The following is a 19,198-nucleotide window of genomic DNA, read 5'->3' on the forward strand; positions in this document are numbered from 1 at the left end:
TCGGCTCCGCATCGGAGACCGATCCCGGTGTGGTCGTTTTCGCACGGCAACTGGGCGTCGACGTCTCGTACGAGCTGCTCGATCTGGCGCTGACGCACCGCTCATACGCGTACGAGCACGGCGGGCTCCCGCACAACGAGCGCCTCGAGTTCCTCGGCGACTCGATCCTCGGGCAGGCCGTCACCGTCATGCTCTACCGCGACTTCCCGCACCTCGACGAAGGGCAGCTGGCGAAGCGACGCGCGAGCCTCGTCTCGACGATCGCGCTCGCCGAGGTCGCACGCTCGATCGGACTGGGCGAGCGGATCAAGCTGGGTAAGGGCGAAGACCAGACCGGTGGTCGCGACAAGGCGTCCATCCTGGCCGACACGATGGAGGCCGTCATCGGCGCGACGTACCTGTCGGCCGGTCCCGATGCGGCGACAGCACTCGTCCTGCGCCTGGTGAACCCCCTGCTCGAGAACCCCGAGCGCTTCGGGGCGGCGATGGACCCGAAGACGAGCCTCCAAGAGGCCGCCGCGGCCATCGGTGCACCGGCGCCCGTCTACGAGATCGCCAGCTCCGGCCCCGACCACAACCGGCGGTTCGTCGCGACGGTCACCGTCGGCACCGCTGTCACGGCGACGGGCTCCGGCACGAGCAAGAAGCACGCCGAGATGGCGGCGGCCCTGGAAGCCTGGTCGAGGATCAGTGCCGGAACTCCCTGAGGTCGAGGTCGTCCGCGCCGGCCTGGAGCCCGCCGTCAGCGGTGCGACAATCGCCGGCGTCGAGGTCTTCGACGAGCGCTCCCTGCGCCGCCACGCGAGTGGTGTCGCCGACTTCACCGCCCGGCTGACGGGGCGGACCATCCGATCGGCCGTCCGACGCGGGAAGTTCCTCTGGTTCCCCCTCGACGACGATGAAGCGATCGTCGGTCACCTGGGCATGAGCGGGCAGATGCTGCTCCGGTCGCCCGGCGACGACGCCGACCGGCTCCTGCGCATCCGCTTGCAGTTGGAGCATCCCGAGCACGGCGAGCTCTGGCTGCACTTCGTGGATCAGCGGATCTTCGGCTCCATGGCGGTGACCGCGCTGGTCCCGACGACGGACGGAGCCGCGGGCGGGTTCGGCGACGAGGTCGCGATGGTGCCCGACCAGGTCGCGCACATCGCTCGCGACCCGATGGACCCGGCCTTCGACGACGCCGGCTTCCTCCGACGTCTGCGCGAGAAACGCACCGGTGTGAAGCGCGCACTCCTCGACCAGACGCTCGTGAGTGGCATCGGCAACATCTATGCGGACGAGTCGCTCTGGGCGGCACGCATCCACCCCGAGCAGGAGACCGCCCGTCTCGGCCTCGGACGCGCCGTCCGACTGCTCGAGGAGGTCCGTGCCGTGCTCACCAAGGCCCTGGCCGAGGGCGGGACGAGCTTCGACGCCCAGTACGTGAACGTCAACGGTCAGGCGGGGTACTTCGCCCACAGCCTGAACGCCTACGGCAGACAGGGCAAGCCGTGCGCGCGCTGCGGCACGCTCATCGTGCGTGAGCAGTTCATGAACCGCGGTTCGCACCGCTGCCCCGTGTGCCAGCGCCGCACCTGACGATCAGTCACTGCGGGGGAGTCGGCGCTGCCACTCACCCGAGTAGCCGACGATGCGGAACCCGAGTCGGTCGTTGATCGCGAGCATGTGCTCGTTCTCGTCGGCGTTCCAGGTGTAGATCCGGGACCGCTCGGGTGCCCGATCGGCCAGCGCCAGGAGGTTCGCCGCTTTCATCCAGAGTCCGAGGCCGTGTCCCCGGTGGTCGGCGAGCACGAGCGTGTCCCACTGCTCCGCGTGTTCCTTGCCCTCGCCGAGGACGAGCTCGCTGTACCCGGCGACCGCGCCGCTGTCGCGGTGGACGGCGGCGACGACGATCGCGTGGTCGCCAGACGCCGCCAGCTGTGCCTCGCGGGCGCGGACCCGCTCGGGCGTCCAGACCTCGGGGTCGAGTTCCAGATCGGCGGCCGGGATGTCGGTCGCCATGTGTTCGCGGGCTGTGGCGAGCGATCCGAGCAGCTCGTCGGGGGTGCGGTCCACCCAGTGCACGAGGCGGTACTCGTGTCCGGCTCGGGCGGGAGACGTCGCGACGATGTCCGGCAGCTCCCCGAGCATCGAGGCGAGGTCGCAGCGATTGGTCCGCTCGACCTGGGCGAGGGCGTATCCACGATCGAGCATGAACCGGCTGGCCGCGGCGTTCGCAGGGATAGCCCGTTCGCCGACGCTCGCACCGAGGAGTGGTTCGTCGACCGGGATGTCGTCGACGGCGTGCTGGGTGAAGGCGGTCACCGTCGGGCGGCCGGCCGCGAGGGCCCGTCGCTCCAGCTCCGACAGGAGCGCTGTGCCGATCCCACGACGACGCGCCTCGGGGAGGACACCGACGTCCAGGGAGGCCGTCACCGCGTCGGCCTCGGTGCCGTACCCGAGCCAGCCGCGACCGACCACACGGCCGTCGAGGGCGGCGGCGAGCAGGACGCGTCGCTGGAACCGCTGGTCGCGGTACTCGGGAAGGGTCATGGCGGAGGTCAGGGCGAAGTCGTCGGTGGACCAGATCTCCGCTTCGAGCGTGTTCGCGACCTCCTGGACCGCTTCGAACACGGCTGAGCTCCCGGACGCCGGGATCTCGACCTCGTCGATCGTGACACGCATCGTCGACTCCCTCCCACGCCAGACCGTCCTGGGTGATGCGGTCCATGCTACGACCGCCCCGGCGGGCCGGCACAGCGTGGTGTCCCTCGTCCGTCCGCGGATTCGCTACCGTAGTGCACAGCATCCGCGACGCGGGAGAGGAGGTGCGCGTGTACCTGAAGAGCCTGACGCTCAAAGGGTTCAAGTCCTTCGCGCACCCCACCACCTTCGCGTTCGAGCAGGGCGTCACCTGCGTCGTGGGTCCAAACGGCTCCGGCAAGTCGAACGTCGTCGACGCGCTCGCCTGGGTGATGGGCGAGCAGGGGGCGAAGACCCTCCGCGGCGGCAAGATGGAGGACGTCATCTTCGCCGGCACGTCGACCAGGGGACCGCTTGGTCGAGCCGAGGTCACGCTCACCATCGACAACAGCGACGGCGCGCTCCCCATCGAGTACACCGAGGTGACGATCAGCCGCACCCTGTTCCGCAACGGCGGGAGCGAGTACGCCATCAACGGCGACACGTGCCGGTTGCTCGACGTCCAGGAGCTCCTCAGCGACTCCGGGCTGGGCCGTGAGATGCACGTCATCGTCGGGCAGGGGCAGCTCGACGCGGTGCTGCGGGCGACGCCCGAGGAGCGCCGCGGCTTCATCGAGGAGGCGGCCGGCATCCTGAAGCACCGCCGACGCAAGGAGAAGACGCTCCGGAAGCTCGAGGCGATGCAGACCAACCTCACACGGTTGAGCGACCTCGCCGGGGAGATCCGTCGGCAGCTGAAGCCGCTCGGCCGTCAGGCGGAGATCGCCCGGGAGGCGCAGACGATCGCCGCGGTCGTCCGCGACGCCCGCGCCCGGATCCTCGCGGACGACGTCGTGGGCCTCAGGCGTTCCCTCGACGAGCACAACCGGTCGGAGAGCGAGCGCCACAGCGAGCGCCTCGTTCTGCAGGAGCAGCTGGAACAGGCGGAACTGCGGATCAACCGGATCGAGCAGGCACAACTCGGCGACGCGGTCGACGACGCCCGCCGGATCACCTTCGAACTCGAGAGTGTGCAGGAGCGCCTCAGGAACCTGTACACGCTCGCAAACCAGCGGCTCGCGCTGCTCGGATCCTCGACGGACACGACGGCCGCCGAACCCCGGATCACGAAGCAGATGGTCGCCGACGCGACCGCGGAGATCGACGGATTGCGGGTGGCGGTCGCCGATGCGGAGCGTGCGTTGCAGGAGGCGCAGGCGGACACCCGGGCGAAGCGCGCCGCACTCGACGCGGTGGACGTCGAGATCGCGGCGCAGAGCGCGCTCGTGTCACGACACGACCTGGAGCTCTCGAAGCTCGCGGGCGCCGTCGACGCTGCCGGGTCCAAACTCGCCGCGGTCCGTGGCGAGGCATTGCGCCAGCAGAACGCGATCGACGCCGCTGCCCTCCGTCTGGACGCCGCGCGGCTGGAGTACGAGGCGCTCGAGGACGACCCGACCGTGGCGGACGCCGCCGACGCCGGACTCGACGACGCCTACGAGGCGGCCCAACGCGGCGCCGCGGAGGCCGAGGGGGAGATCGAAGGACTGCGCGAGCAGCTGCACACCCTCGAGCGTGAACGTGATTCGCTCGGCGCCAAGACCAGTGCACTCTCGCGCGCCCTCGACCTCAAGACCGGCTCGGCCGAACTCGCTTCGAGCGGTCTCGACGGGATCGACGGGATCGTCGCGGACCGGGTGCAGGTCCGACCCGGCCACGAGTCGGCTGTGGCCGCCGCGCTCGGCACGCTTGCGGAGGCCGCCGTCGCCGTCGACCGGCACGCTGCCCGTCGGGCGCTCGATCACGCGGCCGACCACGATCTCGGCCGGGTCGAGATCGTCATCGCCGACGGTGCACGAGACGTTCCGGACGCGCCGGCCGGGTTCACGTCGGCTGCCGAGCTGGTGGAGGCCCCTCCGGGCGTGCTGGGGATCCTCGCATCGGTCCTCGTCGTCGATTCGCTCGACGACGCGATCGCGGCGTACGACCGACTCGGCTCGTCACTCAGCGCGTTCACCCTCGTGACCCGTGACGGCGCGGTCGTCACGGACAGCATCGTCCGCGGGGGGAGCGGCGGAGCGCAGAGCCGCATCGAGCTGCTGGCCGAACGCGATGCGGCAGCCGATCGACACGGTGAGGTCGAGTCGCTCATCGAACGGGCGCGCTTCGCCCTGGCCGAGCAGCGCACGATCCTGCAGGAGGCGAAGCAGACCGCGCAGGCGGCGCTCAGCGCCCTCCGCGAGTTCGACGCCAACCGAGCCTCGCAGGCCGAGCGTGTGAACCGGGTCACGGTCCGATACGAATCCGCGCAGGCCGAACACGACCGCCTCCTCGCTGCTGCCGGGACGGCGGAGGCGGCCGTCGCGGATGCCACTGCCGCCGTGGAGCGGGCCAAGCTGGACCACGAGACCGCTCGCGCGCGTCCACGACCGCTGCTCGACGTGTCGGCACGCGACGGGCTCTCCGCCGAACTGGACGCGGCGCGCGAGGCCGAAGTGCAGCACCGCCTCCTGCTCGAGACCGCGCGCGAACGCGTGCGGGCGGAGGAACTCGCGGTGGCGAACCTCGAGCGGCAGCGCCAGGCCGATGAAGCGGCGGCCGAGGAAGCGGCTCGGCGCGCCGTCATCCGTGCGCGTCAGGCCGCGGCGGCCACCGCCGTGACGGAGGCGCTCCCGCCCGTCCTCGACTCGGTCGACCGGTCGGTCACCGAGGCCCGCGTCGCGCTCGCGGCAGCCGAGGCGACGCGGTCCAGCCGGAACGCCGAACTCGTGCGACTGCGCGGCGAAGAACACGCGCTCCGGCAGCGGCTGCAGGTCGTCACCGAGAGCGTCCACGGGCTCGAACTCCAGATCTACGAGAAGAAGCTCCACCTGTCCGGTCTGCTCGAGCGCGCCGGGTCGGAGCTGGGGCTCGTCGAAGACGTGCTCGTCGCCGAGTACGGGCCCGAGGTTCCCGTGCCCGTCGACCCTCCGACGCCCCGCGCGACCGCCCGCTCGGCCGTGCGACCCCCGGACGACACCGGTTCGGAGGTCTCGCTTGAGACGACGACGCCCGACGCTGACGAGGCACCCGAAGCGTTCGCCGACGGACCCGCGACGCCGGACGCCGGGCCGGTGGAGGAACCGGCCGAGGAATCGGACGACGTGCCGACGACGCCTTACGTCCGCGCCGAGCAGCAGAAGCGCCTCGCCGCGGCGGAGCGCACCTACGCCCAACTCGGACGGGTCAACCCGCTCGCCCTCGAGGAGTTCGCCGCGCTGGAACAGCGTCACCGCTTCCTCACGGAACAGCTCGCCGACCTCACCAGCACCCGCGCCGACCTGCTGTCGATCATCGAGGACATCGACGGGAAGATGGAGGTCATCTTCGCCTCGGCGTTCGCCGACACCGAAGCCGCCTTCACCGAGGTGTTCCCGATCCTCTTCCCGGGCGGCACGGGCAGCATCTCGCTCACCGACCCCGAGCACATGCTCACCACGGGCATCGAGGTGTCGGTCAAGCCCGCCGGCAAGAAGATCGAGCGCCTGTCGCTCCTGTCGGGCGGGGAGCGTTCGCTCGCCGCGGTCGCCCTCCTCATCGCCATCTTCAAAGCCCGACCGAGCCCGTTCTACATCATGGACGAGGTGGAGGCGGCCCTCGACGACGCGAACCTCGGGCGGCTCCTCACCATCTTCGAGGACCTCCGTCAGACGAGCCAGCTCATCGTCATCACGCACCAGAAGCGCACCATGGAGATCGCCGACGCCCTCTACGGCGTCTCGATGCGCCAGGACGGGGTGTCGGCCGTCGTCGGTCAGCGCGTGGCAGCGGAACGCGCGAGCTGATCCGGTCTCGTCCCCACGCGACGGTACCGCGTCGCCGACGGCTACGCTGAGACCATGGCTGCACGCACACCCTGGTCACTCTCCGGTGCCCTCAAAGGCATGTTCCAACGTCCGACGATCGACGAGACGACCTGGGAGGACCTCGAGGACGCGCTCATCGGCGCCGACTTCGGTCCCGACGTCACCGAGTCGATCGTCACGGGCCTGCACGCCTCCGTCGACCGCTACCGGACCACCGACCCGCGCGACCTCCAGCGCATGCTGCGCGAGGAGGTCGAGGAACGGCTGTCGAAGTTCGACACGACGCTGAAGCTCAGCGAGCGTCCGGCGGTCGTCCTCGTCGTCGGCGTCAACGGGGTCGGCAAGACGACCACCATCGGCAAGTTCGCGAAGTTCCTCCGCAACTACGACCGCACCGTCGTCGTGGGGGCCGCGGACACCTTCCGTGCCGCTGCCGTCGAGCAGCTGGCGACGTGGGCGGAGCGCGCGGGCGCACAGATCGTCCGCCCCCAGCAGCAGGGGCAGGACCCGGCCTCCGTCGCCTTCCAGACGATCGAGTACGCCAAGCAGACCGGCACCGAGATCGTCATCATCGACACCGCTGGTCGGTTGCAGACGAAGGGCGGGCTCATGGACGAGCTGTCCAAGATCCGTCGCGTCGTCGAGAAGCAGGCGCCCATCGCCGAGGTCCTCCTCGTGCTCGACGCGACGACCGGTCAGAACGGTCTGTCGCAGGCACAGGCGTTCATCGAGCACGCCGGGGTGACCGGACTCGTCCTGACGAAGCTCGACGGTTCCGCGAAGGGCGGGTTCGTCCTCGCCGTGCAGGAGAAGACCGGCATCCCGATCAAGCTCGTCGGTCAGGGTGAGGGCATCGGCGACCTCACCGGCTTCACGCCGCACGTCTTCGCACAGAACCTGGTGGGCAGCTGATGGCGATCGAACACGACTACTTCGGCATCATCGCGACCGAGCCTGGTGGTGGCGTCTACTGGTCCGACAACATCGACGTCGGGGAGCAGTCCGTCTCCATCTCGTTGAGCGCCCCCGACGAGGACGACATCCCGGCCGACGCACTCGACCTGGCGGCCGCGATGATCCTCGCCCTCGAGGGCTTCGACCTGCGCTCGCGTGAGGCGATGCTGAGCGAGGTCGACGACCGCACCTCCGAGGTGACCGAGTACATCATCCAGGCCGTCGAGGAGCTGGGGGAGTCCCTGCCGGACGTCCTGGTCGACGAGTCCGGAGACCGCGACGTCGACGTCATCCGGTCGATGACGCTGCTGAGCGTCGGCTTCGCGCCGCACCAGCACAACGGTGACGAGGCGTTCGCGATCTTCGAGTACTCGCTCGACGCGGACCAGCTCGACGGCGTGCTCATGGTCGCGTACAGCTCCGACGGCGAGGTCACCGGGGTCACGAGCGAGGACTGAGCCCGATCGGTCGAGGCTTCGGCCTCAGACCGCCTGGGCGAAGCCGAGTGAGGCGTCTGCGAGGTGCTGCAGTCCCTCGGGGACCTCGCGGCCCTTCGCCGTCATGGACTGCGCCCAGAGCCGTCCGGCGCGGTAGGACGATCTGACGAGCGGTCCGGCGAGCACGCCGAGGAACCCGATCTCCTCGGCCTCCTCCTTGATCTCCAGGAACTCCTGCGGCTTGACCCAGCGATCCACGGGGAGGTGTCGAGGCGTCGGCCGGAGGTACTGGGTGACGGTGATGATGTCGGTGCCGGCCTCGTGGAGATCCTCGAGCGCCTGACTGATCTCGCTCCGGTCCTCACCCATCCCGAGGATGAGGTTGGACTTCGTGATGAGACCGGCAGCGCGCGCCTGGGTCAGGACGTCGAGCGAGCGCTCGTAGCGGAAGGCCGGCCTGATCCGCTTGAAGATGCGTGGGACCGTTTCGACGTTGTGCGCGAACACCTCCGGACGGGAGGCGAACACCTCGCCGAGGAGGTCGGGGTTGCCGGAGAAGTCCGTCGCGAGGATCTCGACCCCCGTCCCCGGGTTCGTCTCGTGGATGCGCCGGACGGTCTCGGCGTGCAGCCACGCGCCCTCGTCGGGGAGGTCGTCGCGCGCCACGCCCGTGACGGTCGCGTAGCGCAGCCGCATCCGCTGCACCGAGTCGGCCACGCGCCGTGGCTCGTCGCGGTCGTAGTCGGCCGGCTTGCCGGTGTCGATCTGGCAGAAGTCGCAGCGCCTCGTGCACTGCGACCCGCCGATGAGGAAGGTCGCCTCGCGGTCCTCCCAGCACTCGAAGATGTTCGGACAGCCGGCTTCCTGGCAGACCGTGTGCAGGCCCTCCTCCTGCACGAGCGCCTGGAGCTGCCGGTACTCGGGTCCCATCGTCGCGCGGGTCTTGATCCAGTCGGGCTTCCGCTCGATCGGGGTCTGAGCGTTCCTGACCTCGAGCCGGAGGAGCTTCCGTCCGCCGGTGTCCGCCGCGGGAGCTGGCGCCGGTGCGCCGCAGCCGCTCATGCGGCCGCTCCGATCGTGGTCACGGACGCGGCCGTCCACCCGGGCCGGAGTGCTTCGAAGAGCTCGGAGACGCGCTCGGCGACGTCGCTGGGCGTGACCCGTCGACCGAGCTCGGCGCTGATCGTGGTGACGCCGGCATCGGCGATGCCGCACGCGACGATGTGGCCGAAGGGCTCGAGGGAGTTGTCGCAGTTGAGCGCGAAGCCGTGCAGCGTGACCCCGGCCTGCACCCGGACACCGACGGCGCCGATCTTCGCGGCAGGTCCGCCGGCGACCGGGTCGACCCAGACACCGGACCGTCCGTCGATACGGCGGCCGATGACACCGAGTTCCGTGACCGTCTGCAGCATGACCTCCTCGAGCAGGCGGACGTGGGCGACGACGTCGACCGGCTCCGGGAGGCGGACGATCGGGTAGCCGGTGAGCTGTCCGGGTCCGTGCCAGGTGATGCGGCCGCCGCGGTCGACCTCGACGACCGGTGTGCCGTCGTCGGGACGTTCGTGCGGTCGGGTCAATTTGCCCGCCGTGTACACGGGCTCGTGTTCGCACAGGATGAGGTGCTCGGGCCCCTCATCGCTGACGACCGCCTCATGGACCCGACGCTGCAGCGCCCAACCCTCGCGGTAGGGGACGAATGCGGGCGCGAGCCCGGCGATGAGGAGCTGTGTCATGGCCGCAACGATAGCATTGTTGGACGCCGTCCAAATACTCATCTTCCGACCGTGGCGGCGATCGACCGGGTCGCGCCGCGGTCTGCCCTAAACTGGAGGGATCATGGCAACGTTCGGCACACTCTCTGACCGCCTCGCGGATACGTTCAAGAACCTCCGCACCAAGGGCAAGCTCTCCGCGGCCGATGTCGACGGCACCGTCCGCGAGATCCGTCGCGCCCTCCTCGACGCGGACGTCGCACTCGACGTCGTCAAGGACTTCACGGGTCGCGTACGCGAGCGCGCCCTCGGCGACGAGGTGAGCAAGGCCCTCAACCCGGCGCAGCAGGTCGTCCAGATCGTCAACGACGAGCTCGTCACGATCCTCGGCGGACAGCAGCGCCGTCTCGAGTTCGCGAAGAAGCCGCCGACCGTCATCATGCTCGCCGGACTCCAGGGTGCCGGAAAGACGACGCTCGCCGGCAAGCTCGCCAAGTGGCTCAAGAAGGACGGCCACACCCCGCTCCTCGTCGCGTCCGACCTCCAGCGCCCCAACGCCGTCAACCAGCTCCAGGTCGTCGGCGAGCAGGCGGGCGTCCCCGTCTACGCTCCCGAGCCCGGCAACGGGGTCGGCGACCCGGTCAAGGTCGCCCGCGACGGCGTGCGGTTCGCCGAGCAGAAGCTCTACGACACCGTCATCGTCGACACCGCCGGACGGCTCGGCGTCGACGCCGAGCTCATGAAGCAGGCGTCGAACATCCGTAAGGCGGTCGATCCCGACGAGGTCCTCTTCGTCATCGACGCGATGATCGGTCAGGACGCGGTCGCGACGGCCAAGGCCTTCCTCGACGGCGTCGACTTCACCGGCGTGGTGCTCTCGAAACTCGACGGCGACGCCCGCGGTGGTGCGGCACTCTCGATCGCCTCGGTCACCGGACGCCCCATCATGTTCGCGTCGACCGGTGAGGGTCTCGACGACTTCGAGCCGTTCCACCCCGACCGCATGGCGAGCCGGATCCTCGACCTCGGTGACATCCTCACGCTCATCGAGCAGGCGCAGCAGAACTTCGACGAGGAGGAGGCGCGCAAGGTCGCGGAGAAGTTCGCGACCGACTCCTTCACGCTCGACGACTTCCTCAAGCAGATGCAGCAGCTGCGCGGCATGGGTTCCATCAAGAAGATGATGGGCATGCTCCCCGGCATGGGGCAGATGAAAGAGCAGCTCCAGAACTTCGACGAGCGCGAGATCGTCCGCACCGAGGCCATCATCCAGTCGATGACCACGGCCGAGCGCACGAACCCGAAGATCCTCAACGGATCCCGTCGCCTGCGCATCGCCAAGGGTTCCGGCATGACCGTCACCGAGGTCAACGCCCTCGTCAACCGCTTCGAGCAGGCGGCCAAGATGATGAAGACCGTCGCCAAGGGTGGCGTGCCGAACATCCCCGGGATGGGTCCGGTTCCCGGTGCACGGACGAACCGACCGAAGCCGCAGGCCAAGAAGAAGGGTTCCCGCTCAGGCAACCCGGCCAAGCGCGCGGCGGAGAACGCCGGCGCCGTCGAGACGCAGGCTGCCGCCACGGGCGCTGGATTCGGCCTCGGCGGCGGTTCGTCGTCGGGATCGGCAGCCCCGACCGAGGCGGAGCTCGCCGAGCTGCAGAAGTTCCTGGGTCGCTGAGTCGAGCGGAGGCGGTATGCGTGCGCTGAAGGCGGCGGCTTCGGTCGTCGCAGTCGTGCTGGCCGCGGGCATGCTCGCCGGGTGCTCCGCGCCGTCTCCGGGCGAACGCGTCCTGGGCACCTGGGGTGAGGGGACCGGCGCTGCCGACCCGCACCTGGTGTTCACCGACGACGGTCGCGTGAGTGGTTCGGACGGCTGCAACAGCCTCTCCGGCTCCTGGCGCGCCGAGGACGACGCGGTCGTCGTCTCCGACGTCGCGAGCACCCTGATGGCGTGCCCGGGCGTCGACACCTGGCTGCGGGGGATCGCGCAGGCGACGCTCTCGGACGACGGCGGGCGCTTGACCGTGACCGACGACGCCGGCACGCGGATCGGGACGCTCGACCGCGCTGAGTGACGCCGCCTCGTCAGACGGAGGGCTGGACCCCGTGTCGCAGCTCCTTAGCGAGCGAGCTCACGACCGCCTGCAGGCTGCCGCCGTTCGCGTGGGCGACGACGAGCTGACGCTGGTAGCTCGCGCCGTGCTCGATGATCGTGGCGATGCTCGCCAGTTCGTCCGCACAGCCGAGCCGACGGGCGACCGGCGCGAGGGTGTCGAGCAGGTCGTGCAGGTCGTCGGTCACGAGGCGCTCGTGGCCCGAGGAGTCGAGGATGATCTCGGCGTCCAGGCCGTACCGGGCCGCACGCCACTTGTTCTCGCGGACGTACCACGGCTGCAGGGTCTGCAGGCGCTCTCCGGCGTCGAGACGGTCGGACAGGTGCTCGGTGAGGCAGTGGATGAGCGAGGCGAGGGCGCCGAACTCCGCGACGGTCGACGCCCCGTCGCACGCACGCATCTCCACCGTGCCCCACTGCGGCGACGGTCGCACGTCCCAGCGGACCTCGGTGTGGTCCTCGATGATGCCGGTCACCGTCATGTCGTCGACGTAGGCCTCGAACTGCTCCCAGTCGGAGAGTTGGTAGGGGAGGCCCGCCGTCGGGAGCTGCTGGAACATGAGCGCGCGGTTCGACGCATACCCGGTGTCGACCCCACCCCAGTACGGGCTGGACGCCGACAGCGCCTGGAGGTGGGGCAGATAGGTCAGCAGCCCGTTCATGATCGGGAGGACCTTGTCGACCGTCTCGACGCCGACGTGCGCGTGCACGCCCCAGATCATCATGTTGCGACCCCACCACTGGGTGCGGTCGATGAGCTTGTGGTAGCGGGGCTTGTCGGTGACCTGCTGGTCGTACCACTGGCCGAACGGGTGCGAACCGCTGCAGATGAGCTCGACGCCCATCGGATCCGTGATCGCCCGCACCTCGGCCAGCTGGCCCTCGAGGTCCGCGATCGCCTCGGGGACCGTGTGGTGCACGCCCGAGACGAGTTCGACGGTGTTGAGGAGCAGCTCGTTGGTGATCTGCGGATGATCGGAACCGTCGCTCGGGCGGAGTTCCGACAGGACGGTGTCCGCTGCGCCAACGAGATCGCCGGTGTCGCGGTCGACGAGGGCGACCTCCCATTCGAGGCCGACGGTCGAACGCTCGGATCTGGCGAACTCGATGGGCATTGGCGTCGACCTCCCGCAGGGCACGGCCGGATGCCGTGCGCCAGCCCATCTTCACACGGGGTGGAGGGGTCGTTCGGTATCGGTGTCGTCGGATTACCCAGATCGCCCGATGTCTGGCAGAATAGAGAGTTGAGTCTGCGCGGAGTTCGACCCTCTATCCGACGCCCGCAGCAACCACAGTTTTCGCGTCGAGCGTGTGGCCCCACCTTTCGGCAGCGAGCACATCAAACATCACATCATTCAGGAGAATCGTGGCTGTCAAAATCCGTCTCAAGCGTCTCGGCAAGATCCGTGCGCCGTACTACCGCATCGTCGTCGCAGACTCGCGCACGAAGCGCGACGGTCGTGTCATCGAGGAGATCGGCAAGTACCACCCCACCGAGGAGCCCTCGTTCATCGAGGTCGACTCCGAGCGTGCGCAGTACTGGCTCAGCGTCGGCGCCCAGCCGACCGAGCAGGTCGCAGCACTCCTCAAGCTCACCGGTGACTGGGGCAAGTTCAAGGGCGACAAGGACGCCGTGAGCACCGTCCGCGTCAAGGAGCCGAAGGCCGCCTTCGTCGCCGACGAGAAGAAGAAGCCCGTCCTCAAGCCGAAGGCTGAGGCCCCCGCGGCCAAGGCTGCTCCGGCCGAGGCCGAGGCGCCCGCTGCCGACGCCGCTGAAGCAGAGCAGGCGTAGTCTTGCTCGCTCCCGCGCTCGAACATCTCGTCAAGGGGATCGTCGATCACCCGGATGACGTTCGCGTCACGGCACAGAACTCCGCCCGTGGCGAGGTCCTCGAGGTTCGTGTGAACCCCGAGGACCTCGGCCGGGTCATCGGTCGTGCCGGCCGGACGGCCAAAGCCCTGCGCACCCTCGTGGCAGCGCTGGCAGACGGTCGGCGGGTCCGAGTCGACGTGGTCGACACGGACGCCTCCGGCGCCAGCGCGTAGGTGGCGGACGAGACGGAGCCGAAGACCCAGTTGCGGGTCGGTCGGCTCACGAAAGCCCATGGCCTGAAGGGCGCCCTGAAGGTCGAGCTCTACACGGATGAGCCGGAGCACCGGTTCACCCCGGGCGCGACGTTCACGCTCCAGGTCCCCGCAGGATCGAAGTGGCGCGGCAAGACGCTCGAGCTCATCGAGCTGCGCTGGTACAACAGCCAGCCGGTCGCCTTCTTCGTCGGCATCTCCGATCGCAGTGAGGCGGAGACCCTCGTGAAGGCGATCCTCTGGGTCGAGCAGGACCCCACCGAGCTGCCGGTCGACGACGACGCGTGGTACGACCACCAGCTCGTCGGATTGGCCGTGCATCGCGACGGCGTCGCCGTCGGTACCGTCGCTCGCGTCGACCACTTCCCGGCTCAGGACCTCCTGATCGTGAAGACCGGCGACGGCGAGGTCATGGTCCCGTTCGTCAAGGCGATCGTCCCCACGGTCGACATCGCCGCCGGGATCGTCACGGTCACGCCGCCCACCGGCTTGTTCGAAGAACTCCCGGAGGCCGACGACGCCCCCGAGACGACGACGGCCGGCCCAGTCGAGTCCGAAGCCCCCGACGAGGCTCAGGACGACACCGGAGCGTCGCAGCCGGAGCAGTAGATCCCGTTCTGAGTCGGTTCTCCCGGCTCGGAACACCCACGACGGAGGCGTCGGTTGCGTGCAACCGGCGCTTCTGTCGTCGTCGTATCGGCTGACCGAGGCGACCGGGACGACGACCGTCGCGCGAATAGACTGCTCCTCATGCGCATCGACATCGTCACGATCTTTCCGACCTTCTTCGATGCCCTGGACCTCTCGCTGCTCGGCAAGGCGAAGCAGAGCGGGCTCATCGAGTTGGACGTCCACGACCTGCGGGATTCGACGCACGACCGTCATCGCACCGTCGACGACACCCCGTACGGCGGGGGAGCCGGCATGGTCATGAAGCCGGAGCCCTGGGGCGAGGCGCTCGACGGCATCCTGGGTGACGACACCGAGGAGGAGCCGCTGGTCATCTTCCCGTCTCCGGCGGGTGAGGTGTTCACGCAGGCGATGGCCCGCGAGCTCGCGGCCGAGCCGCACCTCGTGTTCGGCTGCGGCCGGTACGAGGGCATCGACCACCGCGTCTTCGACCACACCGCCAGCCGAGCGCGGGTCCGCCTGGTGAGCCTTGGCGACTACGTCCTCAACGGGGGAGAGGTCGCGGTGATGGCGATGATCGAGGCGATCGGTCGGCTCGTCCCGGGGGTCGTCGGCAACCCCGAGAGTCTCGTCGAGGAGTCGCACGAAGACGGGCTGCTCGAGTACCCGAGCTACACGAAGCCTGCGGAGTGGCGAGGACTCCCGGTACCGCCGGTGCTGCTGAGCGGCAACCACGGTGCGATCGCCACCTGGCGTCGTCAGCAACAGATCGAGCGGACCCGCGAGGTCCGCCCGGATCTGCTGCCCGCTGACGAGCCGGGCGCCTGAGCGCGCCGGGGTCCTGTGCGTGACGGCTGTCAGGGCCGACGTCGCACGGCGGCGGCGATGCCGGCGATGACGAGGACGGCCCCGGTCGCGATGATCGCCCCGGTGATCCACCCCAGGGGGTCGATGCGCACCTCGGTGAGGTTGGTGACGAGCATGGCGCCGGCGAAGACGAGCAGGAGCACGCCCCAGAGGATCGTGCCGAAGCGTGGCGCCCGACCGCCTCGATCCGTCGGGCCGACATCGGTCCTCGGCTCACCGGCGGTCTGCGCTGGGGTCGGCTGTGCGGCGGCCGACTCCATGGGGGCCGTCTGACCGGTCTCCGCCCAAGCCGATTCCGTCGTCGCGTCGGCTGGTGACGACGTGTTCGCCGCTCCGCTCCGGTCGTCCTGCTCGCTCATCGTCCCGCCTCCGCTTCCTCGGTCACGACCGTGGTGCCGGCGACCGTCCATACCCGTACCCGCGTGGTGTCGCTGGATGACGTGCGCCCGTACCGCGCTTCCTCCTGGAAGAGCGCCCCGCCACGTCGGTCCGTTCCGTCCCGGCCGTCACGGTCCGTCTCCAGGGTGCCCGCGATCGCCGAGAACTCGACGATCACCGGTACGTCCTCGGGGATGAGCACGTCGACCTCGCCTGCGACGATCCACACGTCGATCGTGCCGCCGCGCAACGCGTCGTCGTCGGCGAGTTCGCCGAGGTCGAGCGTGGGTTGGCCGGCGATCATCACGTAGCCACGCCGGTCGTCTGCATCCGTCGACGTCACGGTCCAGGTCGTGCGTCCGACCGGCAGGAACGTGGAGCCGAGCGGGAACACCCCGGTGGCAAGTAGGGAGATCACGGCGGCCCACGTGAAGAGCCCGAGCCAGCCGCTCTCCCGTCCGCTGATGCCCGCGATGATCGTCGCGACGGCGAGCGCACCGAGCGCTGCGGCGAGCCCGATGACCACGACGACCGGGATCGAGAACCCGGCGCTCGCCGCGATGACGGCCGCGCCGGCGCCGGCGAGCAGCGCCAGTCCGAGGGTGATCGCCACGAAGGCTGCTCCAGGCTGCTTCGACCGGCGCTCCCGCGCCTTCGTGTCGCGCTCGGCCTGTCGTTCGGCTCGCTGGCGGCTCATCTCGTCCCGGAACTCCTGACTCGTCCAGCCGCGCTGCGTGGTGGGAGCTCCGTCCCAGGCGGTGGCGTGTGCGGCGTTCTGGACGGGCGCGGTACCGATGGTCGCACCAGCTGCGTTGACGGCCTTCGTCAGGGACACGGTGTCGGCGGTCGCGGCCCCGGTGGCGGCGCTGCCTGCGGTGGCGCCGGTCGGCTGAGCGGAGCCGGCGGGCGCCGACGGGGCCGGAGTCGGCGCTTCGCTGGTCCAGGGGTCCCGCTGCGGTGGTGTCCCCGGGGTGGGTGCCTGGGAGGGATCGCGACGCGAGAACTTGACGATGAGCCAGACCGCCGCGGCGACCAGGGCGATCACCCAGCCGGCGGTCATGGTCGACTCCAGCCACCCCGGCAGGTTCCACGCATGCGGCACGCCGTCCCACCAGAGGCCGCGCATGAACGGCACGGCGGTGAGGACCGCGAGGATGCCGATCGCGACGATCGCCGGGTCGAAGACGCCTCGGATCGCACGCTCGAGGTGGATCCGGCCCTGTTGGTCGGGGATGAGCGCCCAGCCCGCGGCGTAGACGAAGAGGACCGGTCCGCCCAGGATCGCGATGACGATGAGTGCTCCGCGCACGATCATCGGATCGAGGCCGAGCCGGGCCGCGACACCGCCGGCGACACCGCCGAGCCACGAGTCGCTCGAGCGGCGGAGACCGGTGGACCGCCACCAGTCGAAGAAGCGGGTCGTGGGATCCTGCGGGGCGGGTGCCCCCGGTTCTGCTCCGGTGGGCGGCGTGCTGTGGTTCGTCATGGTCCGATTCTGGCGAAGCGTCCGGGTCGGGCCCATCCGGCATGACCCTGAGAGCACCCTGATCCTGTCCTCCCAGGGTGCCGACCGCACCCCGAACTGCTTGGATGGCTCCATGGGAACCGAGGTGATGATCCGTCCGAGGCACCGCCTGCTCGGCGGCGTCTGCGCCGGTTTCGCCGAGCACACCGGTCTCCCCGTCGCCGCGGTGCGGACCGCGACGGTCATCCTCGCATGCTGCGGCGGAGCGGGTCTGCTCCTCTACGTGTGGCTGTGGGTCATGACGCCGACGCAGGGCGCGGACGCACCGCTCGATCCTCGGGAGCACCTGCTCCGGCCGGCCTCGACCGATGACGGAGGCGACCTCGACGGCCCGCGACGCGCGCCGATCACGGAGGTACTGCTCGGGATCGCCCTGCTCGCGGCCGGGACCGCGCTGATCGCGACCCGGACCGGGCTGGACATCCCACTCGAGGCCGTCATCCCGGTCATCGTCGTCCTCGCGGGTGCGGCTCTCGCGTGGCGGCAGTTCGGCGAGCGTGGCCGCGGTGAGGGCTCACGTGCCCTCCTCATCCGCGTGCTCGGAGCGCTCGTCCTCGTCGTCCTCGGCATCCTCCTGTTCTTCGTCACCGGGGACCGCCCGAACATGTGGACGGTCATCGTCGCCGCGATCGCGGTGCTCCTCGGGGTCGCCGTGGTCATCGCCCCCTGGGCGCTCCAGCTCAACCGTGACCTCGCCGACGAGCGCGCCGCGCGGATGCGCGAGGCCGACCGCGCCGAGATCGCCGCGCACCTGCACGACTCCGTGCTCCAGACGCTCGCGCTCATCCAGCAGCAGGCCGGTCCGGGCAGCGAGGCGTCCCGTCTCGCCAGGGCGCAGGAACGCGAACTGCGGAACTGGCTCTTCTCCGGCGGGACCGCTCCCACGGGCGACCTCGCGACCGAGCTGCGGACCATCGCGGCCGCGGTGGAGACCGACCACGCGGTGCGCGTCGACGTCGTCGCGGTCGGGCGTGCGATCGACGACGCCCCGGAGCCGCTGCTCGCCGCTGCACGAGAGGCCGTGCTCAACGCGGCACGTCACGCCGGCGGCGACGTCTCCGTCTACCTGGAGACGGCACCGCAGCGGATCGAGGTGTCGATCTCCGACCGCGGCCCCGGCTTCGACCTGGAACAGGTCCCGCGGGACCGACTCGGGGTGCGGGAGTCGATCATCGGCCGCATGCAGCGCATCGGTGGCGAGGCGACCATCCGTTCGGGGCCCGGCGGACGGGGCACCGAGGTCCGGCTCGTCCTACCCGTCCACGACACCGCGGCGACGGCGCCGCAGCCCGACACCGTCCCGACCGTTCCGAGGAGCCGACCATGAGCGACCGACCACTGACCGTCGTGATCATCGACGACCACTCGATCTTCCGTTCCGGACTGCGCAGCGAGCTCGGTCCCGGGATCGAGGTGCTGGGGGAGGCCGGCGACGTGGAGGAGGCCATCCGGGTGATCGGGGAGACGCGCCCACAGGTCGTGCTGCTCGACGTCCACCTGCCGGGCGGCACCGGTGGCGGCGGCGCGGATGTGATCGCCGGCTCGGTGACCACCGCGCCGGCCACCCGGTTCCTCGCGCTCAGTGTCTCGGACGCCGCCGAGGACGTCGTCCGGGTGATCAGGGCCGGTGCACGCGGCTACATCACGAAGAGCTCCTCGGGTGCCGAGGTCGCGGAGGCCGCACGGCGGGTCGACGACGGCGACGCGGTCTTCTCACCCCGGCTCGCGGGATTCGTCCTGGACGCCTTCGGTGCCGTGACGGGGGAGACGGCGGAGTCCGTCGACGAGCTCGACCGGCTGTCCGCCCGTGAGCAGGAGGTCATGCGCCTCATCGCCCGCGGTTACGCCTACAAGGAGGTCGCCACGGAGCTGTACATCTCCGTGAAGACCGTGGAGACCCATGTGTCGAGCGTGCTGCGCAAGCTGCAGCTGTCCTCGCGCCACGAACTCGCCGCCTGGGCCCTGCAGCGCAAGCTCCTCTGACCACG

19 protein-coding genes are annotated in these 19,198 nt (G+C 70.0%); 13 read left to right on the plus strand and 6 right to left on the minus strand.

From position 1 onward, the window contains the following. Nucleotides 1-29: 29 nt before the first annotated feature. Both rnc and mutM read left to right on the plus strand, forming a co-directional pair. Nucleotides 30-707, plus strand: coding sequence for a ribonuclease III (gene rnc / locus QRN19_RS14335; protein ID WP_086473824.1), 678 nt, complete (start codon nucleotides 30-32; stop codon nucleotides 705-707). Further along, the gene (gene mutM, locus QRN19_RS14340) at nucleotides 691-1,581 is read left to right on the plus strand and encodes a bifunctional DNA-formamidopyrimidine glycosylase/DNA-(apurinic or apyrimidinic site) lyase (RefSeq protein WP_285027684.1); all 891 of its coding nucleotides are present in this window, start codon (nucleotides 691-693) and stop codon (nucleotides 1,579-1,581) included. Before rnc ends, mutM begins: the two co-directional genes overlap by 17 nt. 3 nt (nucleotides 1,582-1,584) lie before the next feature. On the opposite strand, the gene QRN19_RS14345 is transcribed toward mutM, so the two are convergent. Beyond that, entirely contained in the window at nucleotides 1,585-2,667 is a 1,083-nt protein-coding gene (locus QRN19_RS14345) for a GNAT family N-acetyltransferase (RefSeq protein WP_285027685.1), read from the minus strand. 149 nt (nucleotides 2,668-2,816) lie between these two features. On the opposite strand from QRN19_RS14345, the gene QRN19_RS14350 reads away from it, so the two are divergent. Genes QRN19_RS14350 through QRN19_RS14360 form a run of 3 tightly spaced genes read left to right on the plus strand, consistent with a single transcriptional unit; the run spans nucleotide 2,817 to nucleotide 7,921 of the window. Continuing rightward, a complete protein-coding gene (locus tag QRN19_RS14350) occupies nucleotides 2,817-6,488 on the plus strand; it encodes a chromosome segregation SMC family protein (protein WP_285027686.1) in 3,672 nt (1,223 codons plus the stop codon). A 54-nt stretch (nucleotides 6,489-6,542) separates the two neighbouring features. After that, nucleotides 6,543-7,421, plus strand: coding sequence for a signal recognition particle-docking protein FtsY (gene ftsY, locus QRN19_RS14355; RefSeq protein ID WP_064296361.1), 879 nt, complete (start codon nucleotides 6,543-6,545; stop codon nucleotides 7,419-7,421). Then, nucleotides 7,421-7,921 (plus strand): DUF2004 domain-containing protein, encoded by a 501-nt coding sequence (locus tag QRN19_RS14360; protein WP_192005129.1) that lies wholly within the window; start codon nucleotides 7,421-7,423, stop codon nucleotides 7,919-7,921. The genes ftsY and QRN19_RS14360 overlap by 1 nt, the downstream gene beginning before the upstream one ends. 24 nt (nucleotides 7,922-7,945) lie before the next feature. On the opposite strand, the gene lipA is transcribed toward QRN19_RS14360, so the two are convergent. Both lipA and lipB read right to left on the minus strand, forming a co-directional pair. Then, complete coding sequence (gene lipA / locus QRN19_RS14365) at nucleotides 7,946-8,962, minus strand: lipoyl synthase (RefSeq protein WP_064296306.1); 1,017 nt, start codon at nucleotides 8,960-8,962, stop codon at nucleotides 7,946-7,948. Beyond that, a complete protein-coding gene (gene lipB, locus QRN19_RS14370; RefSeq protein ID WP_285027691.1) occupies nucleotides 8,959-9,633 on the minus strand; it encodes a lipoyl(octanoyl) transferase LipB in 675 nt (224 codons plus the stop codon). Before lipB ends, lipA begins: the two co-directional genes overlap by 4 nt. 103 nt (nucleotides 9,634-9,736) lie before the next feature. Here lipB and ffh point away from each other — a divergent pair, with 103 nt between their 5' ends. Beyond that, on the plus strand, nucleotides 9,737-11,290 hold the full coding sequence (ffh, locus tag QRN19_RS14375) for a signal recognition particle protein (protein WP_064296308.1): 1,554 nt from the start codon (nucleotides 9,737-9,739) through the stop codon (nucleotides 11,288-11,290). Between the two features lie 16 nt (nucleotides 11,291-11,306). Next, the gene (locus QRN19_RS14380; protein ID WP_285027695.1) at nucleotides 11,307-11,687 is read left to right on the plus strand and encodes an META domain-containing protein; all 381 of its coding nucleotides are present in this window, start codon (nucleotides 11,307-11,309) and stop codon (nucleotides 11,685-11,687) included. 10 nt (nucleotides 11,688-11,697) lie between these two features. Here QRN19_RS14380 and QRN19_RS14385 read toward each other — a convergent pair whose 3' ends face one another. Beyond that, nucleotides 11,698-12,840, minus strand: coding sequence for a glutamate--cysteine ligase (locus QRN19_RS14385; RefSeq protein ID WP_285027697.1), 1,143 nt, complete (start codon nucleotides 12,838-12,840; stop codon nucleotides 11,698-11,700). A gap of 251 nt (nucleotides 12,841-13,091) precedes the next feature. Here QRN19_RS14385 and rpsP point away from each other — a divergent pair, with 251 nt between their 5' ends. From rpsP to trmD, 4 genes are all read left to right on the plus strand, one after another. Then, entirely contained in the window at nucleotides 13,092-13,517 is a 426-nt protein-coding gene (gene rpsP / locus QRN19_RS14390) for a 30S ribosomal protein S16 (protein ID WP_064296311.1), read from the plus strand. A 2-nt stretch (nucleotides 13,518-13,519) separates the two neighbouring features. Then, nucleotides 13,520-13,771, plus strand: a complete 252-nt coding sequence (locus tag QRN19_RS14395) for an RNA-binding protein (protein ID WP_064296312.1) — start codon at nucleotides 13,520-13,522, stop codon at nucleotides 13,769-13,771. Further along, on the plus strand, nucleotides 13,772-14,419 hold the full coding sequence (rimM, locus tag QRN19_RS14400; RefSeq protein ID WP_285027699.1) for a ribosome maturation factor RimM: 648 nt from the start codon (nucleotides 13,772-13,774) through the stop codon (nucleotides 14,417-14,419). 141 nt (nucleotides 14,420-14,560) lie between these two features. Beyond that, complete coding sequence (trmD, locus tag QRN19_RS14405; RefSeq protein WP_285027701.1) at nucleotides 14,561-15,268, plus strand: tRNA (guanosine(37)-N1)-methyltransferase TrmD; 708 nt, start codon at nucleotides 14,561-14,563, stop codon at nucleotides 15,266-15,268. A gap of 29 nt (nucleotides 15,269-15,297) precedes the next feature. Here trmD and QRN19_RS14410 read toward each other — a convergent pair whose 3' ends face one another. Together QRN19_RS14410 and QRN19_RS14415 are read right to left on the minus strand one after the other, a co-directional pair. Then, nucleotides 15,298-15,666, minus strand: a complete 369-nt coding sequence (locus QRN19_RS14410) for a hypothetical protein (RefSeq protein ID WP_285027703.1) — start codon at nucleotides 15,664-15,666, stop codon at nucleotides 15,298-15,300. After that, on the minus strand, nucleotides 15,663-17,171 hold the full coding sequence (locus QRN19_RS14415) for a PspC domain-containing protein (protein WP_285027705.1): 1,509 nt from the start codon (nucleotides 17,169-17,171) through the stop codon (nucleotides 15,663-15,665). Before QRN19_RS14415 ends, QRN19_RS14410 begins: the two co-directional genes overlap by 4 nt. 112 nt (nucleotides 17,172-17,283) lie before the next feature. Here QRN19_RS14415 and QRN19_RS14420 point away from each other — a divergent pair, with 112 nt between their 5' ends. Then, complete coding sequence (locus QRN19_RS14420; RefSeq protein WP_285027708.1) at nucleotides 17,284-18,537, plus strand: ATP-binding protein; 1,254 nt, start codon at nucleotides 17,284-17,286, stop codon at nucleotides 18,535-18,537. Then, nucleotides 18,534-19,193 carry a LuxR C-terminal-related transcriptional regulator gene (locus tag QRN19_RS14425; RefSeq protein WP_285027709.1) on the plus strand — a complete coding sequence of 220 codons (660 nt, stop codon included), beginning with the start codon at nucleotides 18,534-18,536 and terminating at the stop codon, nucleotides 19,191-19,193. The genes QRN19_RS14420 and QRN19_RS14425 overlap by 4 nt, the downstream gene beginning before the upstream one ends. Nucleotides 19,194-19,198: the final 5 nt, after the last annotated feature.

The sequence above is a fragment of the Plantibacter sp. ME-Dv--P-122b genome (assembly GCF_030209375.1).
Lineage (GTDB): Bacteria > Actinomycetota > Actinomycetes > Actinomycetales > Microbacteriaceae > Plantibacter.

What these genes read in the sequence shown, in the direction of transcription:
- lipB (WP_285027691.1), bottom strand. Translation starts at nt 9,633, where the DNA reads ATGACACAGCTCCTCATCGCCGGGCTCGCGCCCGCATTCGTCCCCTAC.
- QRN19_RS14420 (WP_285027708.1), top strand. Translation starts at nt 17,284, where the DNA reads ATGGGAACCGAGGTGATGATCCGTCCGAGGCACCGCCTGCTCGGCGGC.
- ftsY (WP_064296361.1), top strand. Translation starts at nt 6,543, where the DNA reads ATGGCTGCACGCACACCCTGGTCACTCTCCGGTGCCCTCAAAGGCATG.
- lipA (WP_064296306.1), bottom strand. Translation starts at nt 8,962, where the DNA reads ATGAGCGGCTGCGGCGCACCGGCGCCAGCTCCCGCGGCGGACACCGGC.
- QRN19_RS14415 (WP_285027705.1), bottom strand. Translation starts at nt 17,171, where the DNA reads ATGACGAACCACAGCACGCCGCCCACCGGAGCAGAACCGGGGGCACCC.
- QRN19_RS14345 (WP_285027685.1), bottom strand. Translation starts at nt 2,667, where the DNA reads ATGCGTGTCACGATCGACGAGGTCGAGATCCCGGCGTCCGGGAGCTCA.
- ffh (WP_064296308.1), top strand. Translation starts at nt 9,737, where the DNA reads ATGGCAACGTTCGGCACACTCTCTGACCGCCTCGCGGATACGTTCAAG.
- QRN19_RS14360 (WP_192005129.1), top strand. Translation starts at nt 7,421, where the DNA reads ATGGCGATCGAACACGACTACTTCGGCATCATCGCGACCGAGCCTGGT.
- QRN19_RS14385 (WP_285027697.1), bottom strand. Translation starts at nt 12,840, where the DNA reads ATGCCCATCGAGTTCGCCAGATCCGAGCGTTCGACCGTCGGCCTCGAA.
- trmD (WP_285027701.1), top strand. Translation starts at nt 14,561, where the DNA reads ATGCGCATCGACATCGTCACGATCTTTCCGACCTTCTTCGATGCCCTG.
- QRN19_RS14425 (WP_285027709.1), top strand. Translation starts at nt 18,534, where the DNA reads ATGAGCGACCGACCACTGACCGTCGTGATCATCGACGACCACTCGATC.
- QRN19_RS14380 (WP_285027695.1), top strand. Translation starts at nt 11,307, where the DNA reads ATGCGTGCGCTGAAGGCGGCGGCTTCGGTCGTCGCAGTCGTGCTGGCC.
- QRN19_RS14410 (WP_285027703.1), bottom strand. Translation starts at nt 15,666, where the DNA reads ATGAGCGAGCAGGACGACCGGAGCGGAGCGGCGAACACGTCGTCACCA.